This is a genomic window from Paenibacillus sp. sgz302164, from assembly GCF_056120505.1.
This window is the reverse complement of the sequence record NZ_JBVYOL010000006.1, coordinates 113,119-128,672: the sequence shown is the minus strand read 5'-3', so window position 1 is coordinate 128,672 and position 15,554 is coordinate 113,119. Positions and strand designations below refer to the sequence as shown.

The following is a 15,554-nucleotide window of genomic DNA, read 5'->3' as shown; positions in this document are numbered from 1 at the left end:
CTATGTATTTACACGGTACGAGCAAAATAAATGATCAAGGCCACCTCGAAATCGGCGGAGTCGACGCAACGAAACTGGCTGCGGAATACGGCACGCCTTTATATGTATTTGATGAAGCGCTGATCCGCCAGCGCTGCCGCGAATTCGTGGAAGCGTACAAGGCGTCCGGCCTGAAATTTCAGGTTGCATATGCAAGCAAAGCTTTCATGGTTATGGCCATGTGCCGCATTGTCGAAGAAGAAGGCATGTCGCTGGACGTCGTGTCCGACGGCGAGCTGTATACGGCGCTGCAAGCGGGATTCCCGGCTGAGCGCATCCATTTTCACGGCAACAACAAAACGCCGGAAGAAATCGAAATGGCGATCGACGCCAAAATCGGCTGCTTCGTGGTGGACAATTTCATCGAGCTGCAGCTGCTGAATGCCATCGCCGCGGAGAAGCGCCAAAAGGTGAAAATTTTGCTGCGCATTACACCTGGCGTCGAAGCGCATACGCACGAATATATTTCTACGGGCCAAATCGATTCCAAATTCGGCTTTGATCTCGGCAACGGATCGGCGCTGCGCGCCGTCAAAGAAGCTTCCGAGCTGAGCCATCTGGAAATTTTGGGCGTTCATTCCCATATCGGCTCGCAAATTTTCGAAGTGGACGGCTTCCGCCTGGCCGCCGATAAAATCGCCGGATTTGCCGTCGAAGTGCGCAGCCGTCTGGATGTAACGTTCAAGGTGATCAACCTTGGCGGCGGTTTTGGCATCCGCTATGTGGAAGGCGATACGCCGCTTCCCGTAGCCGTCTACGTCAAAGCGATCACAGACGCGATCAAAGAGAACTTTGGCGCGAACAACTACCCGCTGCCCGAGATTTGGGCGGAGCCGGGCCGCAGCATCGTAGGCGATGCAGGCACAACGCTGTATACCGTGGGATCGACGAAGGACATCCCGGGAGTCCGCAAGTACGTCGCCGTAGACGGCGGAATGACGGATAACCCGCGTCCGGCTTTATACGAGTCCGAGTATGAAGCGATGCTCGCCAACCGCGCGACCGAGCAGGCGGAAGAAGTTGTATCGATCGCCGGCAAATGCTGCGAGAGCGGCGACATGCTGATCTGGGATCTGAACCTGCCGCGAGTCAACTCGGGCGACATTCTGGCCGTGGCCTGCACGGGAGCTTACAACTACGCGATGGCAAGCAACTACAACCGGATCCGCCGTCCGGCTGTCGTTTTCGTCAAGGACGGGCAAAGCGATCTCGTCGTCAAAAGAGAAACCTACGAAAACATCGTAGAGAACGATATGATCCCGGCAAGATTGAAGCAAGTGAGCAAAGCGGTTCAATAAAACCGGGCCGGCCCAAGCAATATGCCGCGGTCGCGCTGCGCTGCAGAAAAGAAAGGGCTGTTCCCAAAGCCCAAGATTCAAGCAAAAGGACTTCAAATTCCACTGCCAAGTGGAGGGTGAAGTCCTTTCTTTAGGTGGAATTCAACAGCCCTTTTTTCAGATGAACATCGGCGGCCCGGCAGGTGGACATGAGGCGGCTTGGCAGGCCGGTCAGGGAAAAAACCTGCGAAAGTGCAGGCTTTTTCCGCAAAAAAGGCCCATTTGGACGAAAAGCCTGCGATTGTGCAGGAATTTTCGGTGAAAACGACCCTGAGCCCCTGTTCGTGGCGAAAAGCCTGCACATTTGCAGGAATTTTCGTGGCCAGCGCATCTACCGGGCAAAAAACTGCACTTTTGCAGGCTTTCTCCGCGGAGCCAAGCAGTTAAGAAGCCAAGCAGTTAGGCAGCCGGGCGCTCCCACTCTGCGTGCGAGTTTCTCAACTGCCTGACTTTTTGCAGATTTTCCGCGTACTGACGTGCTGACAACGGGCAAGTTTTTAGAAAGTTTCCTCCGAAAATCTCCTCCCGCTGTTCGTGAATGAATTGTTCATGAATGAATTTTGGCATGATTTTCCTTTCGATTTTGGGGGTAGTTTTAATTCATCGGGATGTGTAAGATTTCATTAAGCGCTTAATCCATCGTATCGGAGGGTGATTCGGTCTCTTGTAAACGCTTTACATTCCCGGGGAGAGCGAACGGTAAACAGCAATTTATTTTGAATGGAGGTTCATGATAATGAAAACTCGGTTAGGCAAGAAGAGACTGGCTTCCCTTTTTTTATCCGCAATTTTGTTGGCGCTTCCATTGAGCGCTTCCGCTGCTTCTTCCTCCACTGCGTACGATAAACTTTATTTCAACAATAACAAATACTACCTGTTTAACAACACCTGGGGCAGCGGCAGCGTTAGCGGTTGGTCGGAAACCGTGTACTATAACAGCGGCACCGACCTGGGATACTTATGGAATTGGCCGACTACGGCCGGCGGCGTCAAAGCGTACCCGTCCATCGTAAGCGGATGGCACTGGACGAACGGATATACAAGCGGCAGCGGATTCCCTACACAGCTGTCCGCCAACAAAAACATTAACACAGGCGTCACGTATTCGATCGCTTCCTCGACGAACGGCTCCTATAATAACGCTTACGATATTTGGCTGCACAGCACCGGGAACGCAACGTCCAGCAGCACTCCGACCGAGGAAATTATGATTTGGAACAAATGGACCTCCGACGTCGGCCCGCTCGGTTCTCTCGTATTTTCCAACGTTTCGATCGGCGGGCAAACTTACGACGTGTACAGGGGCGAAAATAAGAACAGCCAGGGCGTGCATCAATGGTGGGTGTATTCGTTCCTGAAAAAGTCCCAGACAAACAGCTTCAGCATTAACGTCAAAAACTTTACCGATTATCTCATTTCCAAAAATTACTTCACGAACAGCCGCTATGTGAGCAGCGTGGAATACGGCACCGAAATTACAAAAGGCAGCGGACAAATCAACTTTTCCAACTGGTATTGCAATGTCCAATAATCAATAGCGGAGTGCCGCCGGCGCGGCGGAAAAAAGAGCGCGGTCGCAGAACGGGATTCCCGCCCTGCGGCCGCGCCAACATTTTTTTGAGGAGTCACTTGCTTGAGGAAGTTGCCAAAGGATATGATTCTTGCGCCTTGGAAGCAAAATAGCAAGGATAATTTGAATGTTCGCCAGGCAAGCAGGAGGGCTGCTTTTTCCACGAATCATACTGATCTGAGGAAATGCCTAGCTGCTCTAAGACTTTTTCGCACGGGATAGTTTGCATTTCGGACATCCTCCATTTACTTGAAAATAGAAAAAGGCCATCAAAAATAGACGGCCGGTTGCACTAGTAGCTCAAACGCCCCCAAGTGCCCAGATACAGGAACGTTTTCTTCGCTTTCCACAAATATTTACAATTGTTTACTTGGATAATAATAACAGAACAGGTGGAAACATTCTGTGTCGTATTTCACAAAAGTTCATCGTCAAAGAAAGAAATTTCACAAAGGGCAAAATCAAGGGGGTTCCAGCGGAACGTAAACGATTGAAGTGACAATTTTTCTGTGATATATGCAAAAATACCGCAAAAAATAAATCCGCGACAGCAACGATTCCGCAGCGGCAGCAAATTTTCACAGCGGGTTTGTGAATTGAAAGCTTTCATAGTAAAATAAAGTATTATTGTCTAAAGGAGTGGACCTAACATGGCCAAACAAGCAAAAATCACACTCGCCGGCGGCGGAGAAGTACTGATCGACCTGTTCGAAAAAGACGCTCCGAACACCGTCGCCAACTTTGAAAAACTCGCAAACTCCGGTTTTTATAACGGGCTCGTATTCCATCGCGTCATTCCCGGGTTCGTAGCTCAAGGCGGCTGCCCTACTGGAACGGGCACAGGAGGCCCAGGCTACCAAATCAACTGCGAAATCAACCCGAACAAACACGAGCGCGGAACGCTTGCCATGGCCCATGCCGGCAGAAACACAGGCGGCAGCCAATTCTACATCTGCTACCAACCGCAGCCTCACCTGGACGGACAGCACACCGTTTTCGGCAAAGTAACCAAAGGCATGGAGTATGTGGACGCATTCAAAGGCAGAGACCAAATGGAAAAGGTCGAAATTGTCGAAGTGTAAAAATAAAGCTGTAAAGCTTAAAAAGACCTTCCTTAAGCCGTAAAACCGGCTAGGGATGGTCTTTTTTTAATCCGATTTGTGAACAATGTTTCAGCGGAGAAAAGAAAAAAATGTTGCTTTTTCCATGCCCGAGTGATAAATTCATAACCAAAGAAAACTAATTCTCCCGTTAGTGAGATTAGTTCTTCTTTCATTGTGTGTGCATACCTTCGGGGCGGGGTGAAATTCCCCACCGGCGGTGATACGTTCGGAAGCTGCTGCTCCGGCCGTAAAGTCCGTGACCCGTTTTGAAGCTAAGCGGTACCTGACAACAGCTTCGCTACGGCTGACCCGGTGCAAATCCGGGACCGACAGTATAGTCTGGATGGGAGAAGGAAACGCGAACAACAGGTTCGCTATGCACGTTTGGCCTCTTTTCAATTGAACAAAAATTCGGCAGGTCTGTCTTCTTTCAGGCACCGTGCCGGGTTTGTTTGAATTACCCGAAAACATGGACAAACGCGTGTAGACGAAGCATTTTCGTGTCAACTTCAAATCCTTGAGCCCCTATCCTGTGCCGGATCGGGGTTTTTTTGCATTCAAGTTCAAGAGATTGGTGGTGAGCGCATGCAGCTTATCAATGACGAGGCCTACATGAGGCTTGCGCTGCAAATGGCCGAAAGCGCGTCAGGCCAGACGGGGATCAATCCCGTCGTCGGGTGCGTCCTGGTCAAAGACGGACGCATTGTCGGGATGGGCGCGCATCTGAAGCGCGGCCAGGGGCACGCCGAAGTCCTCGCGCTGCAAATGGCGGGCGAGGAAGCCCGGGGCAGCACGGCCTACGTGACGCTGGAGCCGTGCAGCCACTACGGACGGACGCCGCCCTGCAGCGACCGGCTGATCGAAGCCGGCGTCGCGCGCGTCGTCGTCGCCGGTCTCGACCCGAACCCGCAGGTTGCCAGTTCGGGCATCGCCAAGCTGCGAGCAGCCGGGATCGACGTATCCGTCGGGCTGCTCGGGGAGGAAGCCTCGGCGCTTAACGAGGCATTCAACAAGTACATCGTCACGCGCATGCCGTTCGTGACGCTCAAGACGGCGAGCACGCTCGACGGGAAGATCGCTTCGAAGACCGGCGACAGCAAGTGGATCACCGGCGAGGCGTCGCGCGCTCTGGTCCATGCCCTGCGCCACCGGCACCAGGGCATCATGGTCGGCGTCGGCACGGTCATCGCCGACGACCCGCTGCTCAGCGCGCGCGCCGACGTACCGGCTATCCAGCCGGTACGGATCGTCGCCGACTCGCTGCTGCGCATCCCTCCGGACGCCCGCGTGCTGCAGGAGCAGGATCGTCAGCCGACGATCCTGCTCGCGAGCGCACAGGCGCCCGCGGAGCGGCGTGCCGCGCTGGAAGCGCGCGGCATCGAGATCGTGACCTGCGGCGACGGCCCGCAGGTCGATTTGACGCTCGCCATGCGGCAGCTCGGCGAGCGCGAGATCGGCTCCATCCTCCTTGAGGGTGGAGGCAGACTCAACGGCGCCATGCTGGAGCGGCGCCTCATCGACAAGCTGGTGCTGTTCTACGCGCCGAAAATAATCGGCGGCGGGGCGGAGGCACCAGCGAACTTCATCTTTGGCGGCTTCGCGAAGATGGCGGACAGCATTACGCTCGACCGCTTGCAGGTCGAGCGGTTCGGTCAAGACGTATGCTTGACCGGGTACCCGGTTTATGAAGGTGGGAACTAGGCATGTTTACCGGTATTATTGAAGAAATCGGCCGCATGCACCGCGTCCGCAGCCAAGGACAGGCGATGGTGCTGACGATCGGCGCATCGAAGGTGCTGGAAGATGTGCGGCTTGGCGATAGCATTGCGGTGAACGGCGTTTGTCTGACGGTAGTTGCATTTGACGCAGACTCCTTCTCGGTTGACGTGATGCCGGAAACGTACCGCAAGTCGAACCTGCGCAAGCTGCAGACGGGCACGCCGGTCAATCTGGAGCGCGCCATGGCGGCGAACGGCCGGTTTGGCGGACATATTGTGCAGGGGCATGTCGATTCGACGGCGGTTATCATTTCCCGCACGCCTGAAGAAAATGCGGTCGTTTACCGGTTCGAACCGGAGAACAAAGACATTTTCAAATACATCATTCCCAGCGGTTCAATTACTGTTGACGGAATCAGCCTGACTGTCGTGCAAGTGACGGAACGCGACGCCTCCGTCTCCATTATCCCGCATACGCTGGCCCAGACGGTGCTTCAAGACAAGAAGCCGGGCGATACGGTCAACATCGAATGCGACGTTTTGGGCAAATATATGGAGCGTCTGCTTCGTTTCGGACAGCAGGAATCCGGCAGCAGCGGCAAACGGGGCGCTTTAACGGAAAGTTTTTTGGCGGAACACGGTTTTATGTGACAGGGGACGCACATGCAAGCTTGCTGCGGCTTTCGGATATAGAAGAAGCTTCCCGTCCGGCAGCGGCGGATTGCTCTTAGGAGGGGTGAAGATGACAGACATACGGTTTGACAAGATTGAAGATGCGATCGAAGATTTGAAGCTTGGCAAAGTCATCATCGTGGTGGACGACGAAGACCGTGAGAATGAAGGGGATTTTATCGCGCTGGCCGATAAGGCGACGCCTGACGTAATTAATTTTATGATCAAGGAAGGACGCGGTCTTGTCTGCGTGCCGATTACCGAGGAGCGGGCCGAAGAACTGGATTTGCCTCCCATGGTTTCCAGGAATACGGATTACCACGGCACGGCGTTTACGGTTTCGGTAGACCACGTCGAGACGAGCACGGGCATTTCCGCGCACGAGCGCGCCAGAACGGTAGAAGCGCTGATCGATCCGAATACGAGAGCCCACGAGTTCCGCAGGCCCGGTCACATTTTCCCGCTGATCGCCAAAAAAGGCGGCGTCCTGCGCAGAGCGGGGCATACGGAAGCGGCCGTCGACCTGGCCAGGATGTGCGGTTCGTATCCGGCCGCCGTCATTTGCGAGGTCATCAAAGAGGACGGAACGATGGCGCGGGTTCCCGATTTGATGGAATTTGCGGCTAAGCATGAGATCCGCCTCATTACGATTCAGGATTTGATCCGCTACCGCAACCGGGAGGAAAAGCTGGTGGAGCGGGAGGTGGAGATCAAGCTCCCGACGGATTTCGGCTCATTCAAAGCGATCGCCTATACGAATCAGTTGGACAACAAAGAGCATGTGGCCCTTGTCAAAGGGACGATCGACCCGTCGCAGCCTACGCTTGTGCGCGTTCATTCGGAGTGCCTGACCGGGGACGTGTTTCACTCCCACAGGTGCGATTGCGGCCCTCAGCTCGAAGCGGCGCTAAAACAGATTGAAGAAGAGGGCTCCGGTGTATTATTATATATGCGACAGGAAGGCCGCGGCATCGGACTGATCAACAAATTAAAAGCTTATGCGCTGCAGGAGCAGGGATTGGACACTGTCGAAGCGAATATTAAGCTTGGATTTGCTCCGGATCTTCGCGATTACGGCATTGGCGCGCAAATTTTGAAGGACCTGGGCATCCGCAAGCTCCGTTTGCTGACCAACAATCCGCGCAAAATCCGCGGGCTTGAAGGCTACGGCCTGGAAGTCGTGGAGCGCGTGCCGATTCAGATGGAAAGCAAGGAGCACAATGTGAACTATTTGCACACCAAAAAGCAAAAACTCGGTCATTTGCTGGAATTTCATGACTCCGGCAGCGGCATTTAACGTGCGGCTTGCAGGAATTTTACAATAAGAAAGGGCGAAACGGACATGGCAAAAATTTACGAAGGACATTTGGTCTCGCAAAACTTAAAATATGGCATCGTCGTAGGACGATTCAATGAATTCATTACTTCCCGGCTGCTTGGCGGCGCACAGGACGCTCTGAAGCGCCACGGCGTTCAGGACGACGAAGTGGAGATCGCATGGGTGCCCGGCGCATTTGAAATTCCACTGATCGCGCAAAAAATGGCGGAAAGCGGCAAATATGATGCGGTCATTACGCTCGGAACGGTAATCCGCGGTTCGACGCCTCATTTTGACTACGTATGCAATGAAGTGGCCAAGGGCGTATCCGCCATCAATTTGAAAACAGGCGTGCCGACCGTATTTGGCGTTCTGACGACGGATTCGATCGAACAAGCCGTTGAGCGGGCCGGCACAAAAGCGGGCAATAAAGGCTGGGAAGCGGCGGTAACCGCAATCGAAATGGCGAATTTGACCAAACAATTCAGCTCCTAATGCTTTCTTATTTTCACCTGGAAACGCTGCTGCCCCGGCTGTTCGCCTTTCTCATAGCAATGACCATTCATGATGCCGCTCACGCTTGCGCGGCGATGTTGCTTGGAGACCGGACGGCCAGGGAGCAGAAACGATTGTCGCTAAACCCCTTGGCGCATATAGACGCCTTGGGGCTTGCGATGGTTGTGTTCGGACCGTATGGCTGGTCGAAAAAAATGCCGGTTGACATGACTCGAATGAAACGGCGGCCGCGGCTTTCCCATACGCTCGTTTATTTAGCCGGACCGTGCGCCAATCTGGTGCTTGTGTTTTTCTTTTGGTGGCTGTACTTCTTTTTACCTGCCTGGTTTGACGGCAACACCGAGACGATAGCGGTGGAAACGTGGAGAGTTTATGCGCAGTACTGTGTGATTGTGAATGTCATGCTTTTTATTATTCATTTGCTGCCGCTGTACCCGCTTGACGGGTGGCACATTGTGCGGGGGCTGTTTCCCGCCGGCCGGCAGCGTTGGTTTTTGACTAACGAACGTTACGGACTGCTGCTGGTCCTTCTATTATTGATAACGCCAATCGGCCAATGGGCGCTCGCTCATTTGTATCCCATCGCCGCGCAGCTTGTCATGAATATATTTTCACTTTAGACAAGGGGGACGATACGGATGAAAGTGACTTATAAGCTGGAAGCCTTTGAAGGCCCTCTTGATCTATTGCTGCATCTCATCGATAAGAACGAGCTGGATATTTACAATATTCCGATTAAGGAAATAACCGATCAATACTTGGATTACGTAAATGCCATGCAGGAGCTTGAACTTGAAGTAACGAGCGAATTTCTCGTCATGGCCGCAACGCTGCTGGCCATCAAAAGCAAAATGCTGCTGCCCAAACCGCCGGAAATCGAAATCGAGGACTATTACGACGAATTTGACGATGAGCTGGATCCGCGGGCGGAACTGGTGCAGAAGCTGATTGAGTACCGGAAATACAAGTCGATTGCCGATATGCTGCGCGATAAAGAAGTGGAGCGGAGCTTGGTGTATACGCGCGAGCCGGAGGATTTGACGCCTTTCCTGCCTGAAGTGCAGGAGAATCCGGTAGAAGGTCTCGATGTAACCGACCTGCTGATCGCCTTTCAACGAACGCTGCGCAAATTGACCAACCGTAATGTAGTCGCAAAAATTCGCAGAGATGAAATATCTGTAAAAGACCGGATGCGCGAAGTCATCGATTTGCTTAGCCTTAAGGGCGGGAAACTGCTGTTTTCAAAGCTGTTCGATTACGATATGACCCGCGAAGAAGTGGTCGTCACTTTTTTGGCTCTGCTGGAGCTGATGAAAATGAAAAAGGTTACGTGCTTCCAGCACCGGTTGTTTGAAGATATTGTCATCCATGCGAAAGAGGAGGAGGCTGAATTTGACGCTCAATTTTCAGCAGATGAAATCAATTATTGAAGGACTGCTCTTCGCCGCAGGCGACGAAGGTCTGGACGCCAAGCAGCTCGCCGAAGTGATGGAGCTTGACTTGCACCTGGTTAAAGATATGGTTCATGATATGAAGGCTGATTTTAAACGCAAAGGCCGCGGCATTCAAATCGTTGAAGTGGCCGGTTCTTTTCAGCTGACGACGCTTGCCGAGCATGCTCCTTATTTTGAGAAGCTGGCGTATACGCCGTCGCGCTCCTCGCTTTCGCAAGCGGCGCTGGAGACGCTTTCCATCGTTGCATACAAGCAGCCGATTACGAGAGTCGAGATCGAGGAAATTCGCGGAGTCAAATGCGACCGGGCGCTGCAAACGCTGACAGCCAAAGACTTGATCGAAGAGGTCGGGCGCGCGGACGCGGTGGGGAGACCGATTTTGTACGGGACGTCCAAGCAATTTCTTGAATATTTCGGATTGAGCTCCATTCAGGAGCTGCCGGATTCGTCCAAGTTCCAGGCGAGCTTCGATTTGGAGGAAGAGACGCGCATGCTGTTCGACAAGCTGGGCGGGGAGCAGATTACTTTTGAGGATATGAAAAAGGAAGGCTTGTAAAAGTACAGGGAAATCCATCATTTTCGGCATCGTTTTGCAGGCCGGAATGGTGGTTTTTTTGCGTTATGAACGATTCGAAGGCTTTGGTGTGCATTTCATTACCAGCACAAGGCCATACTAACCAGAGGCGCCGTGATGGAAGAGACTTCGTACGGCATGTGTGGATAAGGAGGGCCGATGGCTTTGTGGTGGTTTGGAACGATATGCATCCTGTTGATTATAGCCGCGATCGCATTTTTCATAAGTTTTATCGAAGGGGAGTTTTACTTTTCGCGCGTCAGGGACAACGATCAGCTTGCCGTTGAAATCCGGGCGTTGTACGGGCTCGTCAAATTTCGATACGCCATTCCGGTCATCCAATTCAAAGGATTCGCCGCAGGGATTTTTATTAAAAGAGAAACGCTCAATCAAGCTGTAGCTTTCATGCAGGGGGAAGACAAGGCGCACATTACAAAGGATAAAGTGGTCGATTTTTTTAAGCGCGCCAATCTGGCTCTTGAAAGCACGCGGGACTTTTACGACTGGTTCAAGCAAACGATGTCGCGGGTGGCTTGCAGCAAGTTGACGTGGATAACGCGGGTAGGCATTGGCGATGCTTCCCAAACGGCTGTCACGACCGGGGCTATTTGGGGGATTAAATCTTCTTTGCTTGGTTTCGGTTTTAAATACGTCAACTTGATTGCGAAACCGGAAATTTCGGTCATTCCCCAATACAACGAGCCGCAATTCACGACGGAATTGGTGTGCAAAGGCCGCATTCGCATGTGGCATGCAGTGTGGGCGGGGGTTAGCCTGCTGGTGCGGATCGCCAAAGTAAAAGGCGGTTTCCGGACATGGTATGAAGTTTTGCGAAAACCCCGCGTCAAAACAGCCTCTTGAATGCGTGAATGGCTGATTTTCTATTTTTTAATTATGATGGAATTAATAGGAATATAGAAAGCGGCGGATTGGGATTACATATTTCCTCATGACGTTGGTTAAGCTAAAAATGCTTATTACTAAAGGCTTAAAGACAGGGAGGAACATGTAATGACTGAGCATCCGATACAAGGTCTGATGAAAGTGGCGATGGAAAATATTAAGGAAATGGTAGATGTCAATACTATAGTCGGCGATCCGGTAGAGACGCCTGACGGCAGTGTCATCATGCCGATTTCCAAAGTAGGCTTCGGCTTTGCCGCGGGCGGCAGCGAGTTCATGACCGATTCCGAAATCGAAATCGAAGGCGGCATGGGCAGAACTGAGGCGCTGAGCGCTAAAGTCGCTCTTCCTTTCGGCGGCGGCAGCGGCGGCGGCGTCTCGATCACTCCGATCGCGTTCCTCGTCGTCGGCAAAACCGGCGTGAAGATCGTACCGCTCGACAATCAGACGCATATTTTGGAGCGCCTGATCGATTCCGCCCCGCAAGTGGTGGACAAAATCCAGGCGATGCTCAAAGGAATGGGCACGCGAAGCACTTATTCCACGACCGGAACGGCGGAAGCAAAAAACGCTGCGAACGAAGATCATCAAAATTTTATCGTGTAGAGCAAGCGATATAAAAGCCGAAGAGACCGCCCGGGGCAAGCAAATTTGCTGCTTGGGACGGTCTCTTTTTTTGCTGGCGGCGCCGGGGCCGTTGCGCAGGAGGGAGGGTGAGGCATCACCGGAGCTGCTGCGTAGGATGGAAAAGCATCGCTAGAGTCGCTGCCGGGGGAAAAGCTCCGCTAGAGCCGCTGCGCAGGACGGAGAGGCATCGCTGGAACCGCTGCGCAGGATGGGAAAAGCAGCGCTAGAGCCGCTGTGCATGGTGGAGAGGCAAGCGCTAGAGGCGCTAGTATAGGGTGGGGTTGTTGAGGCCGGTGGCTGGCAAGCTGTTGCCGGCAATGTGTGCAGGCTTCAGGTCAGTGGCTTTATGCCTGGCCTGACAGGCAGCGTGATCTGCCATGCGCGGAAAGCCAGCAGTTTTGCAGGCTGCCGGGGGCAACCACGCGCCAGAATTTCGTACCGCGCGCAGCTCCCGGCGTGCGGTGCTGCGCTGCATGACGACGGCGGTCGGTCGCCGGTCGCACAATCTGCCTGGTTGCGCGTAGAAAACCTGCAAAAGTGCAGTTTTTGCTCGATGGATGCGCTGCCCACGACAAATTCCTGCAATTGTGCAGGCTTTTTGCCGCGAATATGGGCTCAGACTCATTTTCGGGGAAAATTCCTGCACAATCGCAGGCTTTTCGTCAAAACGAGGTGCTTTCAAGGAAAAAGCCTGCACTTTTGCAGGTATTTGGACTTTGTAGCCAAGTGAGAGAGGATGTCTCTCGGGAGGGGCACCAAAACAGGTATTCGTCGTCTCCAATTGACACACCAAACGAGTATTCGCTGTTTCCCCATTGGGTGTATCAAGCAGGTATTCGCCCTCTCTCCATTGAGGCTCGTACGTAGCCGGTAATCGTTTCTCCCAATTGGGCACACCAAGCAGGTATTTGCCATCTCCCCAGCGTGGAGCGCACCAAAGCAGGTATTCACACTCTCTCCATTAGGCACACCAAGCCGCCGTCTCCCCATTTAACGCATCTAACCGCTATCCGCCGCTTCACTAATTGGAGCACTTAACCGGTAACCGCCCTTTCCTAATAGGCACACCTAACCGGTATCGCCATCTTCCCATTGGGCGAATCTAACCGGTAATCGCCGTCTCCCGAAGGGGGCACCCGGCCGGGAGCATATCGCCTGCGCGAGGCGAATCGATGCGCCGCGGACCCGGTTTTCGCATTCTTTTCGGCAGAGCGAAACCGGTTTTTGCATATCCGTTCGCCTGCCGCATATACTTGTACAAAGTTTTGGCACGGACAACTTGCAGCCGTCCGCTTTGATTGTATGTACAAGCTACAAGCTCTTCCAGGGTAGGAGGATAAGGATGAAAACGAATTGGATAAAAACCGTGCTGTGGCCGGCGATTGTGGCGATGCTTCTGCTGCCGGTGGGCACCGCTCAGGCCGCTCCGCCGCCCCAGATCGATACGAATGCGGTCGGCGCATCCCTTATCGATGTGGAATCCGGGCGGATTTTGTACAGCGAAAAGGGAGACGTTCCGATGCGCATAGCCAGCCTGACGAAAATTATGACCGCCATTGTAGCCATTGAAAACGGCAAGCTGTCCGATAAGGTCAAAGTCAGCAAAAACGCTTTCGGCAAGGAAGGTTCGTCGATCTACTTGAAGCTGGGCGAAGAAATGAGCCTGCACAATATGCTCTACGGACTGATGCTGCGGTCCGGCAACGATGCGGCCACGGCGATCGCCGAGCATATAGGGGGCAGCGTCGAAGGCTTCGTCTACATGATGAATGAAAAAGCGAGAATGCTCGGGATGGATCACTCGAATTTCACGAATCCTTCCGGTCTGGATGAGGGGGAAGGACACCGCTCCAGCGCCAACGATATGGCCAAGCTGACGGCTTATGCGCTGAAAAATCCGATTTTCCAGGAAATCGTAAGCACCAAGATGAAAAAAGTTCCGAACCCGAGCGAGAGCTGGGATTACACCTGGCTCAACAAAAACAAAATGCTGAGCATGTTCGAAGGCGCCGACGGCGTAAAAACCGGCTATACCAAGCTCGCCAAACGCTGTCTCGTAAGTTCGGCGTCCCGCGGCGGCCAGCAGCTTGCCGTCGTCACGCTTAACGATCCGAACGATTGGGCGGATCATGCAAGGCTGCTGCAGTACGGATTTCAATATTATCCGCTGCAGCAGCTGGCTTTGAAAGGCGAAGGCATCGAGGGGACGCCTTGGGTCGTCGGCAGGACGACGTCTTATCCTTTGGCGGACGGCGAAAGCGGGACGATCAGCAAAAAACTGGAGCTGGTCGATCCGGCCAGCACGGCATACCGTCTTGGTGATAGAGGTGTGCTGAAACTGTATTTGAACGAGCGGCCGATCACCGCGATCCCGCTGTACGACAAGGGAAGTCCGCGTCTGAAGGAACAGGACCAGTCGGCCTTCAGCTTCAAGCAGGGGCCCGTCTACAAAGAGACGCTCATTTCGCGCTATGAATTTATTTGCAAATTGCTGATTCAAAAGCTGTTCTCAATTTCCGAATCCGCTTCGGACGATTAGGGGGAAAGCGCCGTGGTGAACTGGATCTGGTTGTTTTTTATCGTTGTCGGATTTGTGGTCGCCGCTGTGAACGGCAATGTGGAAGCGGTCACGCAGGCTGCGTTCGACGGGGCCAAAAGCGGGGTCACCGTATGCTTCGGGCTGATCAGCATTCTCGTCTTCTGGCTCGGCATGATGCGTATCGCCGAAGACGCCGGCATTCTCGGCAAGCTGGCCGTGCTGCTGCGTCCGCTCGTCCGCTTCCTGTTTCCCGGCGTACCGAAAAATCACCCGGCGATCGGCTATATTATGTCCAATATGAGCGCGAACATTTTGGGGCTCGGCAATGCGGCGACACCGATGGGCATCAAGGCGATGCAGGAGCTGCAGAAGCTGAACCCGCATAAAGATACGGCGAGCCCGGCCATGTGCACGCTGCTCGCGCTCAACACGTCGAGCATTACGTTAATTCCGACGACTTTAATTGCCATTCGCATGAATTACAATTCGGTGAATCCCGCTGAAATCGTCGGAACGACGTTGATCGCCACGGCGATTTCCACGGCGGCCGCTATCCTTGTCGACCGCTGGTACCGCAGATCGGCTACGCCTCTGCCTCCGTCCAAATAAGCGCCGAAAGGATGATTTGCCATGTACGCCATCGTATCCGTTATTTCCGCATGGGCCATCCCCGTCATGATTGTATTTATTCCGCTGTACGCGGCGTACCGCAAAGTTCCGGTCTACGAATCGTTTGTCGATGGAGCCAAGGACGGCTTCGACACCGCGATCAAAATTATTCCGCACCTCGTGGGCATGATGGTAGCCATCTCCGTATTTCGGGCGTCCGGCGCGATGGATATGCTTATTTCCTGGACGCGGCCGTTTTTCGAAAGCATCGGCATCCCGACCGAAGTTTTGCCGCTGGCCATCCTGCGTCCGATAACGGGGGCAGGATCGCTTGCTTTTACAACGGACTTGATCGAGCAGTTCGGACCGGATTCGATGATCGGGCGGATCGCCTCGACGGTCCAGGGCAGCACCGATACGACACTGTACGTCATCACCGTCTACTTCGGCGCGATCGGTATCCGCAAAGCCGGCTACGCGCTCAAAGTCGGGCTTATTTCCGACCTGGTCGGCTTCGCCGCCTCCATTTTTATTTGCTATCTTGTGTTCGCTTGACCGCTGCGCTCTTGTGATTT

Annotated in this window: 16 protein-coding genes and 2 riboswitches; of the genes, 15 read left to right on the top strand and 1 reads right to left on the bottom strand. The window is 53.5% G+C overall.

The annotated features are described in order from the left end of the window. Positions 1–2 precede the first annotated feature (2 nt). From lysA to ytfJ, 12 genes are all read left to right on the top strand, one after another. Positions 3–1,337 (top strand): diaminopimelate decarboxylase, encoded by a 1,335-nt coding sequence (lysA, locus tag AC0LWT_RS11935; protein ID WP_474681472.1) that lies wholly within the window; start codon positions 3–5, stop codon positions 1,335–1,337. Positions 1,338–2,112: 775 nt separating this feature from the next. Next, positions 2,113–2,907 (top strand): GH12 family glycosyl hydrolase domain-containing protein, encoded by a 795-nt coding sequence (locus AC0LWT_RS11930; protein ID WP_474681471.1) that lies wholly within the window; start codon positions 2,113–2,115, stop codon positions 2,905–2,907. A 311-nt stretch (positions 2,908–3,218) separates the two neighbouring features. Then, a riboswitch (cyclic di-GMP riboswitch) is annotated at positions 3,219–3,303 on the bottom strand. A 293-nt stretch (positions 3,304–3,596) separates the two neighbouring features. Further along, entirely contained in the window at positions 3,597–4,028 is a 432-nt protein-coding gene (locus AC0LWT_RS11925) for a peptidylprolyl isomerase (protein WP_474681470.1), read from the top strand. Positions 4,029–4,229: 201 nt separating this feature from the next. Continuing rightward, positions 4,230–4,408: riboswitch (FMN riboswitch) on the top strand. Between the two features lie 226 nt (positions 4,409–4,634). Then, positions 4,635–5,750 (top strand): bifunctional diaminohydroxyphosphoribosylaminopyrimidine deaminase/5-amino-6-(5-phosphoribosylamino)uracil reductase RibD, encoded by a 1,116-nt coding sequence (gene ribD / locus AC0LWT_RS11920; RefSeq protein ID WP_474681469.1) that lies wholly within the window; start codon positions 4,635–4,637, stop codon positions 5,748–5,750. Between the two features lie 2 nt (positions 5,751–5,752). Beyond that, positions 5,753–6,418: a riboflavin synthase gene (gene ribE / locus AC0LWT_RS11915; protein ID WP_474681468.1), complete on the top strand. Its 666-nt coding sequence runs from the start codon at positions 5,753–5,755 to the stop codon at positions 6,416–6,418. A gap of 91 nt (positions 6,419–6,509) precedes the next feature. Then, positions 6,510–7,736 carry a bifunctional 3,4-dihydroxy-2-butanone-4-phosphate synthase/GTP cyclohydrolase II gene (locus AC0LWT_RS11910; RefSeq protein ID WP_474681467.1) on the top strand — a complete coding sequence of 409 codons (1,227 nt, stop codon included), beginning with the start codon at positions 6,510–6,512 and terminating at the stop codon, positions 7,734–7,736. A 45-nt stretch (positions 7,737–7,781) separates the two neighbouring features. Further along, the gene (ribH, locus tag AC0LWT_RS11905; RefSeq protein ID WP_474681466.1) at positions 7,782–8,252 is read left to right on the top strand and encodes a 6,7-dimethyl-8-ribityllumazine synthase; all 471 of its coding nucleotides are present in this window, start codon (positions 7,782–7,784) and stop codon (positions 8,250–8,252) included. After that, positions 8,252–8,893, top strand: coding sequence for a site-2 protease family protein (locus AC0LWT_RS11900; protein WP_474681465.1), 642 nt, complete (start codon positions 8,252–8,254; stop codon positions 8,891–8,893). Before ribH ends, AC0LWT_RS11900 begins: the two co-directional genes overlap by 1 nt. An 18-nt stretch (positions 8,894–8,911) precedes the next feature. After that, the gene (locus tag AC0LWT_RS11895; RefSeq protein WP_474681464.1) at positions 8,912–9,703 is read left to right on the top strand and encodes a segregation and condensation protein A; all 792 of its coding nucleotides are present in this window, start codon (positions 8,912–8,914) and stop codon (positions 9,701–9,703) included. Further along, complete coding sequence (gene scpB / locus AC0LWT_RS11890) at positions 9,687–10,283, top strand: SMC-Scp complex subunit ScpB (protein ID WP_474681678.1); 597 nt, start codon at positions 9,687–9,689, stop codon at positions 10,281–10,283. The genes AC0LWT_RS11895 and scpB overlap by 17 nt, the downstream gene beginning before the upstream one ends. A gap of 177 nt (positions 10,284–10,460) precedes the next feature. Further along, positions 10,461–11,162, top strand: coding sequence for a DUF2953 domain-containing protein (locus tag AC0LWT_RS11885; protein WP_474681463.1), 702 nt, complete (start codon positions 10,461–10,463; stop codon positions 11,160–11,162). Between the two features lie 150 nt (positions 11,163–11,312). Continuing rightward, positions 11,313–11,810: a GerW family sporulation protein gene (gene ytfJ, locus AC0LWT_RS11880; RefSeq protein ID WP_474681462.1), complete on the top strand. Its 498-nt coding sequence runs from the start codon at positions 11,313–11,315 to the stop codon at positions 11,808–11,810. Positions 11,811–12,096: 286 nt separating this feature from the next. Here the strand turns inward: ytfJ and AC0LWT_RS11875 are convergent, their stop codons facing one another. Further along, positions 12,097–12,612 (bottom strand): hypothetical protein, encoded by a 516-nt coding sequence (locus AC0LWT_RS11875; RefSeq protein WP_474681461.1) that lies wholly within the window; start codon positions 12,610–12,612, stop codon positions 12,097–12,099. Positions 12,613–13,173: 561 nt separating this feature from the next. Here AC0LWT_RS11875 and AC0LWT_RS11870 point away from each other — a divergent pair. Genes AC0LWT_RS11870 through AC0LWT_RS11860 form a run of 3 tightly spaced genes read left to right on the top strand, consistent with a single transcriptional unit; the run spans position 13,174 to position 15,534 of the window. Next, positions 13,174–14,370 (top strand): D-alanyl-D-alanine carboxypeptidase family protein, encoded by a 1,197-nt coding sequence (locus AC0LWT_RS11870; protein WP_474681460.1) that lies wholly within the window; start codon positions 13,174–13,176, stop codon positions 14,368–14,370. A 12-nt stretch (positions 14,371–14,382) separates the two neighbouring features. Beyond that, on the top strand, positions 14,383–14,979 hold the full coding sequence (locus AC0LWT_RS11865; protein ID WP_474681459.1) for a nucleoside recognition domain-containing protein: 597 nt from the start codon (positions 14,383–14,385) through the stop codon (positions 14,977–14,979). A gap of 21 nt (positions 14,980–15,000) precedes the next feature. Next, the gene (locus AC0LWT_RS11860) at positions 15,001–15,534 is read left to right on the top strand and encodes a spore maturation protein (protein WP_474681458.1); all 534 of its coding nucleotides are present in this window, start codon (positions 15,001–15,003) and stop codon (positions 15,532–15,534) included. Positions 15,535–15,554: the final 20 nt, after the last annotated feature.